Origin of the sequence: Pseudomonas sp. RIT-PI-a (genome assembly GCF_001187875.1) — a bacterium.
GTDB lineage: Bacteria > Pseudomonadota > Gammaproteobacteria > Pseudomonadales > Pseudomonadaceae > Aquipseudomonas > Aquipseudomonas coleopterorum.
In genome coordinates this window covers 239,393-255,742 of the sequence record NZ_LGIR01000013.1, presented here as the reverse complement: position 1 = coordinate 255,742, position 16,350 = coordinate 239,393, and the positions used below count along the sequence as shown (strand labels likewise).

15 protein-coding genes are annotated in these 16,350 nt (G+C 63.0%); 8 read left to right on the top strand and 7 right to left on the bottom strand.

Annotated elements, in window-relative coordinates:
- Positions 1–6 precede the first annotated feature (6 nt).
- On the top strand, positions 7–1,446 hold the full coding sequence (locus AC788_RS09660) for an aldehyde dehydrogenase family protein (protein ID WP_049860437.1): 1,440 nt from the start codon (positions 7–9) through the stop codon (positions 1,444–1,446).
- A gap of 142 nt (positions 1,447–1,588) precedes the next feature.
- Here the strand turns inward: AC788_RS09660 and AC788_RS09655 are convergent, their stop codons facing one another.
- The 6 genes from AC788_RS09655 to dapA all read right to left on the bottom strand — a co-directional run bounded on the left by AC788_RS09655 (position 1,589) and on the right by dapA (position 6,928).
- Complete coding sequence (locus AC788_RS09655; RefSeq protein ID WP_049860436.1) at positions 1,589–2,119, bottom strand: DUF1003 domain-containing protein; 531 nt, start codon at positions 2,117–2,119, stop codon at positions 1,589–1,591.
- A gap of 129 nt (positions 2,120–2,248) precedes the next feature.
- On the bottom strand, positions 2,249–2,935 hold the full coding sequence (locus AC788_RS09650) for a GntR family transcriptional regulator (RefSeq protein WP_082223632.1): 687 nt from the start codon (positions 2,933–2,935) through the stop codon (positions 2,249–2,251).
- Between the two features lie 37 nt (positions 2,936–2,972).
- Positions 2,973–4,391 carry a dihydropyrimidinase gene (gene hydA / locus AC788_RS09645; RefSeq protein ID WP_049860435.1) on the bottom strand — a complete coding sequence of 473 codons (1,419 nt, stop codon included), beginning with the start codon at positions 4,389–4,391 and terminating at the stop codon, positions 2,973–2,975.
- On the bottom strand, positions 4,392–5,141 hold the full coding sequence (locus AC788_RS09640; RefSeq protein WP_049860434.1) for an amino acid ABC transporter permease: 750 nt from the start codon (positions 5,139–5,141) through the stop codon (positions 4,392–4,394).
- A gap of 29 nt (positions 5,142–5,170) precedes the next feature.
- Positions 5,171–6,001, bottom strand: coding sequence for an ABC transporter substrate-binding protein (locus tag AC788_RS09635; RefSeq protein WP_049860433.1), 831 nt, complete (start codon positions 5,999–6,001; stop codon positions 5,171–5,173).
- 30 nt (positions 6,002–6,031) lie between these two features.
- On the bottom strand, positions 6,032–6,928 hold the full coding sequence (dapA, locus tag AC788_RS09630; protein WP_049860432.1) for a 4-hydroxy-tetrahydrodipicolinate synthase: 897 nt from the start codon (positions 6,926–6,928) through the stop codon (positions 6,032–6,034).
- Positions 6,929–7,005: 77 nt separating this feature from the next.
- Here dapA and AC788_RS09625 point away from each other — a divergent pair, with 77 nt between their 5' ends.
- From AC788_RS09625 to AC788_RS09615, 3 genes are read left to right on the top strand one after another with little or no spacing between them, the layout of a single operon-like run.
- Positions 7,006–9,948 carry an FAD-dependent oxidoreductase gene (locus AC788_RS09625; protein WP_049860431.1) on the top strand — a complete coding sequence of 981 codons (2,943 nt, stop codon included), beginning with the start codon at positions 7,006–7,008 and terminating at the stop codon, positions 9,946–9,948.
- A gap of 15 nt (positions 9,949–9,963) precedes the next feature.
- Positions 9,964–11,205 carry a M20/M25/M40 family metallo-hydrolase gene (locus tag AC788_RS09620; protein WP_049860430.1) on the top strand — a complete coding sequence of 414 codons (1,242 nt, stop codon included), beginning with the start codon at positions 9,964–9,966 and terminating at the stop codon, positions 11,203–11,205.
- Positions 11,202–11,930: an amino acid ABC transporter ATP-binding protein gene (locus AC788_RS09615; protein ID WP_049860429.1), complete on the top strand. Its 729-nt coding sequence runs from the start codon at positions 11,202–11,204 to the stop codon at positions 11,928–11,930. The genes AC788_RS09620 and AC788_RS09615 overlap by 4 nt, the downstream gene beginning before the upstream one ends.
- Positions 11,931–12,026: 96 nt before the next feature.
- On the opposite strand, the gene AC788_RS09610 is transcribed toward AC788_RS09615, so the two are convergent.
- Positions 12,027–13,070 carry a YVTN family beta-propeller repeat protein gene (locus AC788_RS09610; RefSeq protein ID WP_049860428.1) on the bottom strand — a complete coding sequence of 348 codons (1,044 nt, stop codon included), beginning with the start codon at positions 13,068–13,070 and terminating at the stop codon, positions 12,027–12,029.
- Between the two features lie 195 nt (positions 13,071–13,265).
- On the opposite strand from AC788_RS09610, the gene AC788_RS09605 reads away from it, so the two are divergent.
- The 4 genes from AC788_RS09605 (at position 13,266) to AC788_RS09590 (ending at position 16,336) form a co-directional block, all read left to right on the top strand.
- On the top strand, positions 13,266–14,003 hold the full coding sequence (locus AC788_RS09605; protein WP_049860427.1) for an IclR family transcriptional regulator: 738 nt from the start codon (positions 13,266–13,268) through the stop codon (positions 14,001–14,003).
- Between the two features lie 59 nt (positions 14,004–14,062).
- On the top strand, positions 14,063–14,818 hold the full coding sequence (locus AC788_RS09600; RefSeq protein ID WP_049860426.1) for a transporter substrate-binding domain-containing protein: 756 nt from the start codon (positions 14,063–14,065) through the stop codon (positions 14,816–14,818).
- Between the two features lie 79 nt (positions 14,819–14,897).
- The gene (locus AC788_RS09595; RefSeq protein WP_049860425.1) at positions 14,898–15,563 is read left to right on the top strand and encodes an amino acid ABC transporter permease; all 666 of its coding nucleotides are present in this window, start codon (positions 14,898–14,900) and stop codon (positions 15,561–15,563) included.
- 11 nt (positions 15,564–15,574) lie between these two features.
- Entirely contained in the window at positions 15,575–16,336 is a 762-nt protein-coding gene (locus AC788_RS09590) for an amino acid ABC transporter ATP-binding protein (RefSeq protein WP_201777941.1), read from the top strand.
- Positions 16,337–16,350 lie beyond the last annotated feature (14 nt).

Below are 16,350 nucleotides of genomic sequence, written 5' to 3'. Positions count from 1 at the left end.
CACACCATGAACACCCCGCACTACATCAATGGCCGCTGGCAGGCGGGCGAGGGCGCTGATGTCCTGACCGTGTACGATCCGGCGCTGGGACTGCCCTTCGTCGAACTGATCGCCGCCAGCAGCGCACAGGTCGATCAGTCCGTGGCTGCCGCCCGCACCGCGCTGCCTGCTTGGAAAAACACCCCTGTCGCCGAGCGCGCCGCCGTATTGCGCGGTTTCGCCGAGTACCTAACCCAGCGCCGCGAAGCGCTGGTCGCCTTGCAGATGCGCAACAACGGCAAGCCTCGGCACGAAGCCGAAGTCGATCTCGACGACGCTGTGGCGACCTTCGGCTATTACGCCAAGCTGATCGAAACCCAGGCCAGCCACCGCGACGTCGAACTGGCCGTGCCCGGCTTCACGTCCCGCACACGGCTGGAACCGGTGGGCGTGGTTGGCCTGATCGTGCCGTGGAATTTTCCGCTGGTCACCAGCGCGTGGAAACTCGCCCCGGCCCTGGCGGCCGGTTGCACCGTGGTGCTCAAACCCTCGGAAGTCACCCCGCTGATCGAGCAGACCTACGCCGAAATCGCCGATAGCCTGGGTTTGCCCGCCGGCGTGCTGAATATCGTCAACGGCAAGGCCGACATCGGCGCGGCACTGAGCAACCATGCGGGCCTCGACAAGCTGTCGTTCACCGGCAGCAACAGCGTAGGTAGCCAGGTAATGCACAGCGCAGCGGCATTCTGTCGGCCAGTCACTCTGGAGCTGGGCGGAAAATCGGCGTTCATCGTGTTCGATGACTGCGACCCCGACGAGGCGGTGGAATGGATCGTGGGTGGCATCTGCTGGAACGCAGGACAAATGTGCTCGGCCACTTCGCGGCTGCTGATTCAGGACGGCATCGCCGAGGCACTGATCCCGCGCTTGCAGGCTGCGTTCGCCGCACTGCGGGTAGGTAACCCCCTGACCGAAGAGGTCGACATGGGACCGCTGACCAGCCAGGCGCAGTGGCATAAGGTGCGCGAGTATTTCGCCATTGCCGAACAGGAAGGCTTGCGGTGCCTGAGCGGCGGCGCCGCGCTGACGCGAGACGGTTGGTTCGTAAGCCCGACGCTTTACCAGGACGTGCCGACGAGCAGCCGTTTGTGGAATGAAGAAATCTTCGGCCCGGTGCTGTGTACTCAGCGTTTCAGCCGTGAACAAGAGGCGATCGATCGTGCCAACGACAGCCGCTTCGGCCTGGTGGCCACGGTAGCCAGCCGCGATATTGCCCGCGCCGAGCGGGTGGCTGATGCGCTTGAGGTCGGGCACGTGTGGATCAACTCGATTCAAGCGGTGTTCGTCGAAACGTCGTGGGGTGGCAGCAAGGGCAGTGGCATTGGGCGCGAACTCGGCCCCTGGGGGCTGGCGGCGTATCAGGCGGTGAAGCATGTGACGCGGGCCGGGGTGCCTGGGCTGAACTGATGCGAGGTAGCCAACCGTGTAAAGCAAAAAAGTCAGGTCGCTTGCGCGCCTGGCTTTTTCGTTCATCGCGACCTTTTTTCTCCAATGGCATGAGCACAGACGGTTATGCGGCCAGTTGGAGGGTGGGTTTCCACAAGCCTTCTCACACCGTCCCCTCAGGCTCCACCTTCGCCAGGATCCGATCCAACCGCTCGACGATCTCCTTGTCGATCTTTTCATGCAGTCGCATGATCTCCAGCTCCGCGCGCAGGTTCACCTCGAAGTCCAGGCTCGCGGCCAGGCGGTCTTTGGCTGACTGGCGGTTCTGGCTCATCATGATCACCGGCGCCTGAATGGCTGCGACGGTGGACAGCATCAGGTTGAGGAAGATGTACGGGTAGGGGTCGAAGGCCAGGCCGAAGTGATCGAGCACATCGGTGTTGAGCAGCATCCAGCCCAGCAGGATGATGGTGAAGGCGATGATGAAGGCCCATGAACCACCGATTGCCGCTACCCGGTCGGACAGCCGTTCACCGAAGGTGGCTACCTCATCGGATGCGTCACCGGCATCGCGGCTGACGGGCAGTCGTTTTCTCATCTGCTCCAGCACATGGATTTCTTCGGGTTCGAGCTGATGGGGGTGTTTGCCGAGGAAGCGTCGAGCCAGCGGTTCAAGTGGGTGCTTGGTGGCCATGGGGCAGGGTCTTCAGATGGTGAGGAAGACGGCCACTATCCCATGGAATTCGACGCTGTTGAATGCCCGGATGTGACTGGCGCGAAGGATGTCTCCTCTGCGCAGGTGCCGGGTATAGAGGGGTCTGGATTACTCTGAAAGGGCTTTGAGCACTTCATTGCGCAGGTTCTGGATGTGCTGTCGCATCGCCAATACCCCGGCCTCGGTATCCTGCTGGCGCAACGCATCGAGCACGGCCGAATGCTCGCTATGGTTTTCCTTCTGCCGATGCAGGGGGCTGTGCAGGCGGAAAAGGCGGGAGTTGGCGCGCAGTTGGGCGAGCAACTTTACCAGCACCGTATTGCCGGAGGCTTCGGCAATGAAATTGTGCAGGCGATCGTCGAACAGCCAGTAGTCGTTCTCGTCGTGCTCGCCTTGGTCCAGTTCCTGCAGTTCCGCCGCGAAGACTTCCAGTTGAGCTTGGTCGATCCGTCCGGCAGCCTTGACGATGGCTTCGCACTCGAGCATTTCGCGCAGGGTCATGCTGTCGAAGTATTCCTTGGTATCCACCGCGCGAACGGCAAACGAGCGGGCGCCGCGGCGTACCAGCAGGCCCTCGCCGGCCAGGCGTACCAAGGCTTCACGCATGGGTGTACGGGAAACCTTGAGCTCATCCGCCAACCGGGATTCAGACATCTCGCTGCTGCCCGGGATCTTGCGTTCCAGGATCAACTGACGCAGCAGTGTGTAGATCTGCTCCGCCAGGCTGGAAGATTTCAGGGAGAGCGGGGTGGCCGCCATGATCGCGGCGAGCGCTTTGTCTTGGTTGTCCGACATGAAAGTGTTGAATCCGTAATGAATGAGTGCAGCCCGGTCATTTCTGCGCAGGGAAGGGCGCTGCGCATGGGAGGAAACGCCCCGCTCCGGCGGTGCCGCAATAGGCACCGTGGGCCCACACCGGCTTGCCACGCGACAAGGTCCATGCCGGCCATGCCTTGAGCTTGAAGCCTTCGTACGGAGTGTAATCTGCCGCGCTATGCAGGTCGACATGGCGAAGGGTCTTATCCAGGTCGTTGTCCCAGATCACCAGATCGGCATCGGCGCCCACGGCGATGGTGCCTTTCTGGGGATACAGCCCGTACAGGCGTGCCGGAGCCGTGGCCGTGAGTTCCACGAAACGCTCGGCGCTGATGCGTCCGCCCAATACACCTTCGCTCATCAGCAGCGGCAAGCGGGTTTCCAAACCCGGGATGCCGTTGGGAATACGGTCGAAGGAGGCATCTTCGCCGTGCAGCTTCTTGCCCTGCGGATCGTCGAAGTTATAGGGGGAGTGGTCCGACGAGAAGATCGTGAACGTACCGTTGGCCAGCCCATTCCAGATGGCCTTCTGGCTATCTGCATCTCGTGGCGGCGGGCTGCAGATGCACTTGGCACCATGGAAATCGTCACCTATGCCCAGGTCTTCGGCCGTCAGAAATAGATACTGCGGGCAGGTCTCCGAGAAGATGTTGAACCCTTGGCCGCGCGCCCAGTGAATCTGCTCCACTGCCGCGCGGCTGGAGACATGCACCAGCAGGATGGGGACGTCTACCAGTTCGGACAGGGAGATAGCCCGGTGGGTCGCCTCGCGCTCGCCAATCGCGGAATGGGCCAGCGCATGGTAGCGCGGGGCAGTCTTGCCTTGAGCCAGCAGGCGCTCGGTGAGCCAGGCGATGCAGTCGTCGTTTTCCGCATGGATCATGCTCAAGGCACCCAGCGTGCGAGCCGCGTCGAGTACATCGAGGATTTCACGGTCTGACAGCTTCAGCGATTCATACGTCATGTAGATCTTGAACGAGGTGTAACCCGCCTCGACCATGCGCGGCAGTTGTTCCTTGACCACAGCGGGAGAAGCGTCGCTGATGATCAGGTGAAAGGCGTAGTCGATGCTGGCCTGACCCTCGGCACGTCGGTGGTAGTCGGCCACTGCTTCGTCCAGGCTTTGTCCCTTGAACTGCATGGCGAACGGAATCACCGTGGTGGTGCCACCGCAGGCTGCCGAGCGGGTGCCGGTGAGGAAGTCATCCGAGCCTTTGGAGCCATCGTCGGATGCTTGATCCAGATGACAGTGGGCGTCTACGCCACCCGGGGTGACCATGCGCCCGGCAGCATCGATCACCTGGTCGGCCAGGGCAGGATCCAAGCCGTGGGCCAAGGTCGCGATACGACCGTCGCGAACGCCTATGTCGGCGTTGAAGCGACCGCCTACCGTGACGATATCGGCGTTGCTGACAATCAGGTCGAAGCGTTGCATTCAGCGACTCTCCTTGGCGGTGGTGGGTAAGGCAGCAGGTGTGTCGAGCGCAGGCACATTTTTATTGCTGCCGCGATCGACAAGGTAGGCGGTTGCGTAATGACGCTCGATGCGCCGTTGGACGAAATCCCACAGGGTGGTGAGGATCAGGTAATAGGTGGCCGCCACCATGAACAATTCCAGCACCATGAATTTCTCCTGAATGAGCATCTGCGTGCGGCGCAGCAACTCCTCCATGGAAATCACCGACGCGATCGAGGTGGTCTTGAGCAGGCCATTGAAGCTGTTGCCCAGGGTCGGCACGATCAGGCGCATGGTCTGCGGGAACACCACATAGCGCAGTACGCCCAGGCCGCGGAAGCCCAACGCCTTGGCCGCATTGATCTGCCCCGGCGGGATGGCCTGGACGCCACCGCGGATGATTTCGGCCAGGTACGCCGCTTCGTTGATCACCAGCCCCAGCACCACCGCTTCGAGCACGCTGAAGCGCAGCCCCAGTTGGGGCAGGCCGGTATAGATGATGATGAGTTGGACCAGCAACGGCGTGCCGCGGAAGATCCAGATGTACAGGCGCGCCGGGGTCGACAACCAGACCCTGGGCGACATCCGCGCGAACGTCAGCAGCGCACCCAGTACAAGGCCGCCCAGCATCCCGGCCAGAGTCAGGCAGACGGTGTAGAACGCCCCCATCATCAAGAAATGATTGAAGAGGTAGTCGAAGTACCCGGTCCAGCTCCAGCCTTGATTCATCAGTCATGCCTCCTTTGAGTGGCGGACGTTCAGGTGGTCGGGCCCTTGACGGTGAAATCGCCGGACGTGCTCTGGGCGCCGTAGCGCTTGAACAGGGCCTCCAGGCTGCCATCGGCGCGCATGTCGTTGAGCACCTTGGCGGCGGCATCGGCCAGGGCGCGGTCCTTGAAGGCGATGGCGACCGGGGTCGGTTCCAGTCCGGCGATCACCTGTTTGAATTTGCCTTGGTTCTGATACTCCACGGCGACCGAGTCCAGGCTGACCACCGCTTGAACCTGGCCGGCGCGCAGGGCCTGGAAGGCGATGGAGAAGTTATCGAAGGTACGGATATCGATAGGCTTGAGGCCCTTGGCAACCAGTTCGGCGCTGGCTTTCTTGGCAGCGTTTTCCTCGAAGCCACCAATCTCCACGCCCACGCTCTGGCCGGCGAGATCTTCCAGACGGCTGATCTTGCCGGGATTGTCCGGGAGTGCCGACAGGCTGACGGCCTGGTTCTCGTAAGGGATCATCCACATGATCCTGGCTCGCTCGGGGGTGAAGAAAATGCCGGTATTGATCATGTCCCAGCGGCCTCCCTGTAGGCCCGGCACCATGGCCGAGAATTCGATACGCACGTAGTCGGGCTGCAGGCACAGGCGCTTGGCGATTTCCGCGCCCAGCTCGATGCGCATGCCCTTGAGCTCGCCGCTGCTGTCGACGAACTGCAAGGGTGGCAAGGTTGGGTTGGTCGACATCACCAGGTGGCCGGGGTTGATCAGGGTCAGTCCCGTCGGGGCGGTGCAGTCGGCGGCAAAGGCCGGGGCTGCCGCGAAGGTGGCCAGCAGGCCGAGGGTCAAAAGGCTGCGCAGGGGTGCTCTCATGGACGTGCTCTCTAGTCGGCGAAGGATTGATCAGCCACGCAGGCTGCCGATGACCTGAAGTTCTTCCAGGGCGGCGCGCAAGGCGTGTTGTTGCGGCAGTGCCAAAGGCAAACGTGGCGCGCGCGGGTCGCCGACTGCGAGTCCGAGCATGTCCAGCCCGGCTTTGCTGGCTGCCACATAGTGCGGGCCGCCTACGGCACGCACGATGGGCAGGATTTTCTTGTAGATGGCCAGCGCTTCGTCGCGATTACCGCGGTCCACAGCGGCTTCGAACATTTGCGCGGAGAGTTTGGGCAGCAGGTTGGACGTCACCGCGATCCAGCCGCAAGCACCGAGCCAGAACGACTCGTAGCCCAGAATGCCGGCGAACACGTTCATGCGTTCGCCGCACAGTTCGATGATGTCGCGTACCCGGGTGACTTCCAGGGTGGACTCCTTGATGTAGTTCACGGTGTCGATCTGCGCCAGGCGCGCTACCGTGCTGGGAATCAGGTCGACGTTCGCGGTCGCCGGGTTGTTGTAGATCATGATTGGTATGTCGATTGCTTCACCCACTGCGCGGTAGTGAGCGAACAGCTCGTCCTCGTTGGGACAGCTATAGAAAGGCGGGATGATCATGACCCCATCGGCGCCCATCGACTGCGCTTCCAGGCTCAGCTCGACGCAATCGCGGGTCCATTCGGCGCCGGTGCCGATCAGGACCGGAACACGCCCGTTGGCGGTGCGAATTACTGTTTCGGTGACCAATTGCCGCTCTTCGCGGGTCATCGACAGAAACTCGCCCGTGCTCCCCAACGGAATCAGGCCGTGGATGCCTTCGGTTATCTGCCATTCCACCAGGCGTTCCAGAGCAGCAACGTCAACCGCGCTGCCGTCGGCCGTGAAAGGTGTGATCAGGACTGTGTAGGTACCGCGGAAATGTGTCATCGCAGATTCTCGAAGGTTGTTGCATACCGATTGTATACGTATACAATCGGTATGCAACAACCTCTGGATCTTTTCTGATGCGTCTTATCCATCCCGCAATCGAAAGCATCGCCGCTGCCGTTACCTTCGAATACGACGGGCAGCCGGTCTCAGCACTGGCGGGCGAAACCATTGCCGCGGCGCTGGCTCGGGCGCACATCGTGGGCGTGCGGCAGACCCGCTACAGCGGTCGGCGCGGTCTGTATTGCGGGATGGGCGCGTGTTTCGAATGCGCCGTCGAAGTGGACGGGCAGGGTGGACAGCGCAGTTGTCTGGTCAAGGTCAGCGATGGGATGCAGGTCAGCAGTGGCTTGCCAGCCCAGGCACAACTGGCGCCCCTGGCGCCGACACCCCAAGGTCATGAGCCGGCAGTAGAGCGCCCGGATGTACTGGTGGTCGGCGCCGGCCCTGGCGGTTTGTCGGCTGCACTGGCCGCCGCGCAGCGGGGTGCCAAGGTACTGGTGCTGGACGAGCGCCCACAAAGTGGCGGGCAGTTCTACAAGCCCTTGGCACCGTCCCACGGCTTCAAACGTGCCCCGGCCGCGCAGTTCGCCAAAGGGCTGGCATTGGTAGCCGCAGCCAGGGCGGCCGGCGTGCAAATCCGTCAGGGCGCCAGCGTATGGGGCGCCTTCGGCGTCAACGAGATTGCCGCGCTGGTAGACGGTGAAGCCTGGGTATTCGAGCCTCGTCAGCTGATCCTCGCGCCGGGCGCCTACGAGCGGCCGGTACCGTTTCCTGGCTGGACGCTGCCAGGGGTCATGACCACAGGCGCCGGGCAGACGCTGGCGCGGGCCTACCAGGTCGCTGCAGGCGAGCGCACCGTGATCAGCGGTAACGGCCCCTTGAATCTGCAGCTGGCGGCAGAGCTGTTGAATGGTGGAGCCGGAGTGTGCGAGGTGTTGGAGTCGGCACCGGCGCCTTCCTTGCAGCGGTGGAGGGAGCTATTCGGCCTGCTGCGCGAGGGCAGTGACCTATTGGCCGAGGGCGCCGCGTACCTGAGTCGCCTGAAGCGCGCCGGGGTGCCGCTGCGCTGGGGGCAAACGGTGATCGCAGCGCATGGCAACGAACGCCTAGAGGCGGTGACCGTCGCCCGCCTGGACATCAACGGCAAAGCGGTGCCCGGCAGCGAGCGACGCATCGAATGCGATGTGTTGTGCCTGGGACACGGCTTCATTCCTTCCACGGAACTGGCCCGGATGCTCGGCTGCGAGCAGTACCTGCGTACCACACCCTTCAGCACGCCTGCGGTGCGTACTGCCGAGGATGGCGCGAGCAGCATCGCCGGTGTTTACGTGATTGGCGACGGTGCCGATCTGGGTGGCTCGCGGGTGGCGCTGGCACGCGGCACCTTGGCCGGGCTGGCGGTCGCCCAGGCACTGGGACTGGGCAGCGATGAAGGTCAGGCGGCCTTGGCGCGGCGGCGGCTGCACAGCGCCGAACGGTTCCAGTCAGCGTTGTGGCGCCTGTACCAAGCGCCGCCGGTAAAGCTGGCGGGCCTTGCCGATGCGACTCCGATCTGTCGTTGCGAAGAAGTCGACCTGGGCACCTTGCGCAAGGCCGTCGGCGACGGGCACGACACACTTGCCAGCCTCAAGCGCAACACGCGTCTGGGCATGGGGCGCTGTCAGGGCCGCTATTGTTCGGGCGTCGCCTGCCAGCTGCTGGAGGAAACCTGCGGCCGGGCTCCTCAGGTGGAAAGCGGCTTCGCCCCACGTCCACCGGCAAAGCCGGTACCCATTGCGGCCCTGACCTTCGAGAAGCCCGAGTGGGGCGGCCACTTGCCCGCAATGACACCGAACCTGGCCCGGCCGGTGGAAACCACGCCGCTGACCGAGCAGCATACCGATGTGCTGGTGATTGGCGCCGGAGTACTGGGCAGTTGTCTGGGCTATTACCTGGCCAAGGCGGGTGCCCAAGTGCTGGTGATCGACCGTGATGACAGCAACCTGCAGGCGTCGGGCGCCAATGCTGGCAGTCTGCATGTGCAATTGCTGTCGTTCGACTTCGGCGCCAAGGCCCAGGCGGGCGGTGGCCCCGCCGCGCAGACTCTGCCGCTGGGGCCGCTGTCCATCAAGTTGTGGCAAGACCTGGAGCGGGCGTGCGGCGAGTCGCTGGAAATCAAGATCACCGGCGGCCTGATGGTTGCCGAGAACGAACCAGGCCTGCGCTTCCTCGAGCAGAAGGTACACCTGGAACGCAGCTACGGTATCGATGCGCAGATGCTCGATGGCGCCGAACTGCGCCGGCTTTCGCCGCACTTGGCCGATAACCTGATCGGTGCCGAACTCTGCCCTCTGGAAGGCAAGATCAACCCGTTGCGCGCGACCTATGCCGTCGGCGCGCTGGCCCGTGAGCAGGGCGCACGCTTTCAGCGCGGTACCAATGTGCAGGGCATCGAAAAACTGGCCAACGGCGGTTTTCGCGTGACCTCCAGCCGTGGCGTTATCGTAGCCAAGCGCTTGATCAACGCCTCGGGCGCCTGGTCCAGCTCCATTGGCGACATGCTCGGTGTGGCCATTCCGGTGAAGGGCGCGCCCTTGCAAATGATCGTCACTGAACGTGCTCCGCCCTTGGTTGATCACCTGATCGCCCATGCCGACCGTCACCTGAGCCTCAAGCAGAGCGCCAACGGTGGCCTGCTGATCGGCGGCGGCTGGAGCGCCGGCTTCAATGCAGCCATGCGCCTGAACCACGCCGTGCGCAGCAGCATCGAGGGCAATCTGTGGGTCGCCGCCAGGGTCCTGCCCGCCCTGCGCGGGTTGCATATGCTGCGCAGTTGGGCCGGCATGAACGTGAACATCGACGGCGCACCCATTCTGGGTGAAGTCCCCGGCGTACCTGGTTTCTTCAACGCCGTCACCTCCAATGGCTACACCCTGGCGCCGATCGTGGCGCACACGGTGGCCGAACTGATCGTCAACGGGCGGACCGAACTGGACATTTCCGCCTTCCGTATCGAGCGCTTCGGCGCCACAGCCTGACAGGGATCGAAGTGCATGCACGACCTCAAGCAACATCTCGCGGCTCGGATCGACCAAGGCTTCACTGCGCAAACCGCAATGCTGCAAGCCTTGGTGCGTAAGCCGTCGGACAATCCGCCCGGCGACTGCACGCCTCATGCTGAAGCCACGGCGCGCCTGCTCGAAGCCATGGGTCTTGAGGTCGAGCGGCATGTCACCCCAGCCGAAGTGGTGGCCGAGGCCGGGATGCTCAGCGCCACCAACCTGATCGTGCGCCATCGGTTTGGCCCTGGCCCCACCATCGCCCTGAATGCCCACGGCGATGTGGTGCCGCCCGGCCGTGGTTGGAGCGCCGACCCCTATGGCGGTGAGGTTCGCGAAGGCTGGCTCTACGGTCGCGGCGCTGCGGTGTCCAAGTCCGACATCACCACCTATGCCTGCGCGCTGGCAGCGCTGAAAACACTGCAAACACCGCTGGCCGGCAGTGTCGAATTGCACATTACCTACGACGAGGAAACCGGCGGTGCCACAGGCCCCGGCTGGATTCTGGGCGCTGGGCTGAGCAAGCCCGACTACGTGCTCAGCGCGGCGTTTTCCTACCATGTGATTACCGCCCACAACGGCTGTCTGCACCTGGAGCTGACCCTGCTTGGCAAATCTGCCCATGCGGCGATGCCCGATACCGGCGTGGATGCCATCGAGGCCAGCGTGCCGTTGCTGCAGGCCTTGTACCGCTACCGCGACAGCCTGCGCGAGCGCCCTTCGGCCACCCTGGGTATCAGCCATCCCACGCTGGTAGTGGGCTTGATCGAAGGCGGCATCAACACCAACGTCGTCGGCGACCGCCTGACCCTGCGTCTGGACCGCCGTATCGTGCCGGAGGAGTCACCCGAAGCGGTGGAGACCGAATTGCGCGATCTGATCCAGACCGTGGCCGCGCAGCTCCCAGGCATCACCATCGACGTTTCGCGGATCCTGCTGGCGAGGCCTTTCGTGCCGGTGGCAGGCAGCGAGCGCCTGGCCGAGTTGGTGTGCCGTGAAGCGGGCGCAGTGTTCGGCGAGCCGGTCACACCCATCGGCGTGCCGCTGTACACCGACGCTCGCCTGTACAGCGAGGCGGGCATTCCAACCGTCATGTACGGTGCCGGCCCGCGTACGTTGCTGGAAGCCAACGGCCATCGCGCCGACGAGCGCGTCCCCCTGCAAGACCTGCGCAAGGCCACCCAGGTGGTTGCCAATACTCTTCTGGAGCTGCTCAAGGAGGGCGTTGAAAAATGATCGCCATCAATCAGGTGAACAAGTTCTATGGCTCTTTTCAGGTGCTGAAGAACTGCACCACGCAAGTGGCCAAAGGTGAAGTGATCGTGGTGTGCGGCCCCTCCGGTTCGGGGAAATCCACGTTGATCAAATGCATCAATGCGCTGGAGCCCTTCGATGAAGGCGAGATCCATTTCGATGGCATCTCCGTGGGCGCCAAGGGTACCGATCTGCCGCTGCTGCGTCGCCGGGTGGGCATGGTCTTCCAACAGTTCGAGCTTTTTCCTCACCTCACGGTGATGGACAACCTGACCATCCCACAAACCCGCATTCTCAAGCGGAGCAAGGCCGCTGCGCTGATCAAGGGCCGCGAGCTGCTGGAGCGGGTCGGTCTTGCCGCCCACGGTGACAAGTACCCTGCTCAGCTCTCTGGAGGGCAGCAGCAACGCGTGGCGATCGCACGTGCGCTGGCGATGGAGCCACAAGCCATGCTGTTCGACGAGCCGACTTCAGCGCTGGATCCCGAGATGGTGGCCGAAGTGCTGGCTGTGATGACCGAGCTGGCCCGTGAAGGCATGACCATGTTCTGCGTGACCCATGAGATGGGTTTTGCGCGCAAGGTGGCCGATCGTGTGCTGTTCATGGATGCGGGAGAAATCATCGAGGATGCGCTGGCGGAAGACTTCTTCAATGCCCCGAAATCTGAGCGGGCCAAAGCCTTCTTGCAACAGATTCTCCACCACTGACCCGCAACCGCGTGCTCCCGTCTGGCCAGTGCGCGAAGCCGAAGGTGACGACGCGCACAGCCAGCGTCCCTGGTGCGCAGCGCCTGGGAAGATCACTCAACCCTGCGGAATAATGGCCAGCGCATCCGGCTCCGGGCCTGCCGGCCAGCGCGCCTCCACGGACCAGGTGGCAGTGTCGATCACGGCAATCTCGTCGCCGCCGCTGATGGCCACGAATGCACGCTTGCCGTCCGGCGCCACCACCGCGCCGATGGGCAGGGCTGCGGCGCCCAGCAAGGTTTCGCGATACACCGCGCCTTTTCGGGCCAGATCGATGCGCTTTATCTCGCGCTTGTTCGCCACGTCGATCACCGACAGTTCGGCAGATTTGGCGCAGCTGACCAACGCATGTTTGCCGTCTGGTGTCATGACGATGCGGATCGGGAAGCGGCCGGTCTTGATCCGATCCACCACCTTCAGCGTCTGGGTATCGACCAGCGCCACCTCGTCGTCTTCACGGTTGCTCACCCACACATGCTTGCCCGACGGCTCGATGGCAATGCCCTCGGTGCTGTTGCCGGTGGGCACCGAGGCGAGCTTGCGGTGCTGTACAAGGTCGACCACCGACAGGCTGCCGCCTTTGACGTGGGTCACGTAGGCGCGGCTGGCGTCTGCCGACAGCACCACCATATGGGGCTGACCACCGCCCACGTCGATGCGCTCGAGCACCTTGCCCTGGGCCAGGTCGACCACCAGCAGGCGTTCGCTGTCTTCGGTGGTCACCACGATGCGTTGGTTGTCGGGAAAGAAGCGTATGCCGTGGGGGCGCGAATCCTGGCCCAGGTCGATGGTGCGCAACACCTTGCGGGTCGGCCAGTCGATCACGCTCAGGCTGTTGTTGGGCTTGCCCTGGGCGCCGTAATTGCCCACCACCGCCAGCCGACCGTCGCCGGCGACGATGACCTCATGGGGGCCGGTGCCGACTGGCAGCTTCAACAGTTCCTTGCCGTTGACCATGTCCAGTGCCGACACACTGGCGCCGGCCTTGTTGCCCACCAGCAGGACGTCGGCCGCATGGGCCATCGGCAAGGCGCCGAGCAACAGCCCGGCCAGGCAGGCGCGGCGCAGAGGTGTCAGCAGTGTAGAGGTCGAGTAGGACATGGGCTGTCTCCTGAAAGTCCGTTGGCAGGGCGTGGAGTTGTGACCTGCAGGAAATCATGAGAGTTCGGATCTAGAGCGGTCGGTGAGGCATCCCATGGCTGCCTGAGTGAAGACTGCAGTCGGCTGTGTGGGATTTTTTTCCCGCTCAGTGAGAATCGTCCTTCAGAATCGAGAATTTGTTCTTATAGTGCAGTCATGAACGACCCACGAACCACAGGCATCGTCGACCGTGTACTGCAGGTGCTGACCTGTGTGGCCAAGGCCGGACAACCGATAGCGGCCAAGCGCATTGCCGCGCAGGTTGAGCTGCCGCTGAGCACGGTCTACCGGCATCTGGCGTCGCTGAAGAAGTGGGGCTTGCTGCAAGAGCACATGACCACCGGGCTGTACGAACCCGGTGCGACCGGGGTGCAACTGGCCTGGGGCTTCGATCAGACGTCCCACCTGATCAGCCAGAGCCGCGACGAGATCGGTGCCCTGGCTGAACGCACGGGCGAAAGTGTTGGCCTGCTGGTGTACAGCAACGGCCAGATGGTGTGCATCGCCATGGAGGAGAGCAGCAGCTCGCTGCGTTGCTCGTTCACCAAGGGCCGCGCGCATTCCATGATGCAGGGGGCATCGGCCAAGAGCCTGCTGGCGTTTCTGCCCGAGCCGGTGCAGCGCCAGTTGCTCGCAGAGCAAGCGCAACAGGGCGCCGTGGACGTCGCGGCGCTGGAAAAGGAGATCGCCCGAATTCGCAAGAATGGCTATGCCACCAGTGACAGTGAAGTCGATCTGGGTGTCTGGGGCGTGAGTGTCCCATTGGTTTCAGCGGACGGTGGCCTGCAAGGCACCATTACGTTGATGGCGCCGTCATTGCGCGTTGGCCCACGGGAGGCTGAGCTGATCAGCCTCACCAGAAAAGCAGCCAGCCGCATCTGCAATCGCTTCTAACTGCCGCTCAATCCATGTTTCGGGTCCTGACGGACTCACCCTTGCCAAAGGAATTTGTGATGAAAGCGTTGAAGTTGTTCACCCCCCTGGCCGCCGCGCTGACGCTGATGGCCTCGCTCTGCACCTCAGCCCAGGCAGCCGACGATGTGATGCGTGTCGGCACCGATGCCACCTTCCCGCCCATGGAGTTCGTGCAGGATGGCAAGCGCACCGGCTTCGATATCGAATTGATCGAAGCCATCGGCAAGCAACTGAACAAGAAAGTCGAATGGGTCGATATCGGCTTCAAGGGGCTGATTCCTGGCTTGATTTCGAACCGCTTCGATGTCGCTGCATCGGCTATCTACATGACCGAAGAGCGTCAGAAGGTGGTCAACTTCACCGACTCCTACTATCGCGGGGGCCTGGCTGTATTGGTCCTGAAGGAGGACGCCAGCATCGACAAGCCTGCCGATCTGGTGGCGGGCAAGAAGGTTTCGGCCCAGGTGGGCACCAAGTCCATCGACTTTCTGAAAACCAACTACCCCGCAGTGACTATGGTGGAAGTGGAGAAGAACCAGGCCATGTTCGACCTGTTGGCCATTGGCCGGGTCAACGCTGCGGTCACTGGGCGTCCGGCGGCAGTGGAATACGCCAAGCGTCAGCCCAAGGTCCGGGTGCTGGACGAAGGCCTGACCACCGAACTGTACGGTTTCGCCATTCGCAAGAATGACACCGAGCTGCAACAGCAGATGAACCAGGCGCTGCAGACCCTGCGCAGCAACGGCGAATATGCCGCCCTGACCCAGAAATGGTTCGGCACCACCAAAGAATAAGCCGCCACTGCAGGTCCGCGCGATGCTTGCGGCGGACCTGCACATCTCGCCTTCAACCGTAGCCTGTGCGGAGTACTTCATGGATCTCGACTTTTCCCCGGTCTGGGACGGCTGGCGCGCGCTCGCCTCCGGCACCCTGATCACCATCGAAATCACGGCTGCGGCATTGGTGCTGGGCTGTGTGCTGGGCCTGTTGATCGGGCTGGGTCGGCTCAATCCCAATCGCAAGATCATCTATGGGCTGTGCACCACCTACCTGACGCTGGTCCGTGGCACGCCGCTGCTGGTGCAGTTGTTCATTCTGTTCTTCGGTCTGCCGCATTTCGGCATCCAATTGCCGGCCTATGTGTGTGGAATCTTCGGCCTGGGCATCTACAGCGCGGCCTATGTCTCGGAGATCGTCCGCGGGTCGATCCAGTCCGTGGAAAAGGGCCAGATGGAAGCCGCCCGATCCTTGGGTCTGCCGCACAAGCTGGCGATGCGCAAGGTCATCCTGCCCCAGGCCTTCGTGCGCATGATTCCTGCCCTGGGCAACGAATTCATTGCCTTGATCAAGAACTCGGCGCTGGTGTCGCTGCTGACCATTGCCGACGTGATGCACGAGGGCGAGAAGATCATCAGCGTGTCCTATCGCTCGCTCGAAGTGTACCTGGCCATCGCCTTCATCTACCTGATGCTGACCAGCATCACCACCTTGATCCTGCGCCGCACCGAGAAAGTGCTGCGCGCCGACGGGAGAGTGTGATGAGCACCGCCATCATCGACATTCGGAACCTGAGCAAATCCTTCGGTACCCATCAGGTGCTGCACAACATCGACTTCAGCGTGCAGCCCAGCCAGGTTGTGGTGGTGATCGGCCCCAGCGGTTCGGGCAAGAGCACCTTCCTGCGTTGCATGAACGGTCTGGAGACCGCCGAAGGCGGAACGCTGCGCGCCTGTGGCCACACAGTGGTGGAGCAGGGCCGGATGATGTCCGAAAGCAAACTCGACGCCCTGCGTAGCGAAGTCGGCATGGTGTTCCAGTCCTTCAACCTGTTCCCGCACCTCAGTGTGTTGGACAACATCACCCTGGCGCCCATGGCCCTGCGCGGCAAGTCGCGCCAGGCTGCGCAAGAGCAGGGTTTGCGCCTGTTGAACAAGGTCGGCCTCGAACACAAGGCCCAGGTCTATCCCGGCACCCTGTCGGGCGGGCAGAAGCAGCGCGTGGCGATCGCCCGTGCATTGGCCATGGAACCCAAGGTCATGCTGTTCGACGAGCCGACCTCGGCACTGGACCCGGAACTGGTGGGCGAGGTGTTGCAGGTCATGAAGACCCTGGCGAACGAAGGCATGACCATGATCATCGTCACCCACGAAATGGGTTTTGCCCGGGAAGTGGCCGATGTGGTGGTGGTCATGGACCAAGGCGCCATCGTCGAAGCCGCGCCGCCAGCCCAGCTGTTCACCGCGCCTCGCGAAGCCCGTACGCGCAGCTTCCTGCAAAGCGTGCTGTCGCGAGACGCGGCGCCTGTTCTCTGATTGCCCGCGCCTGA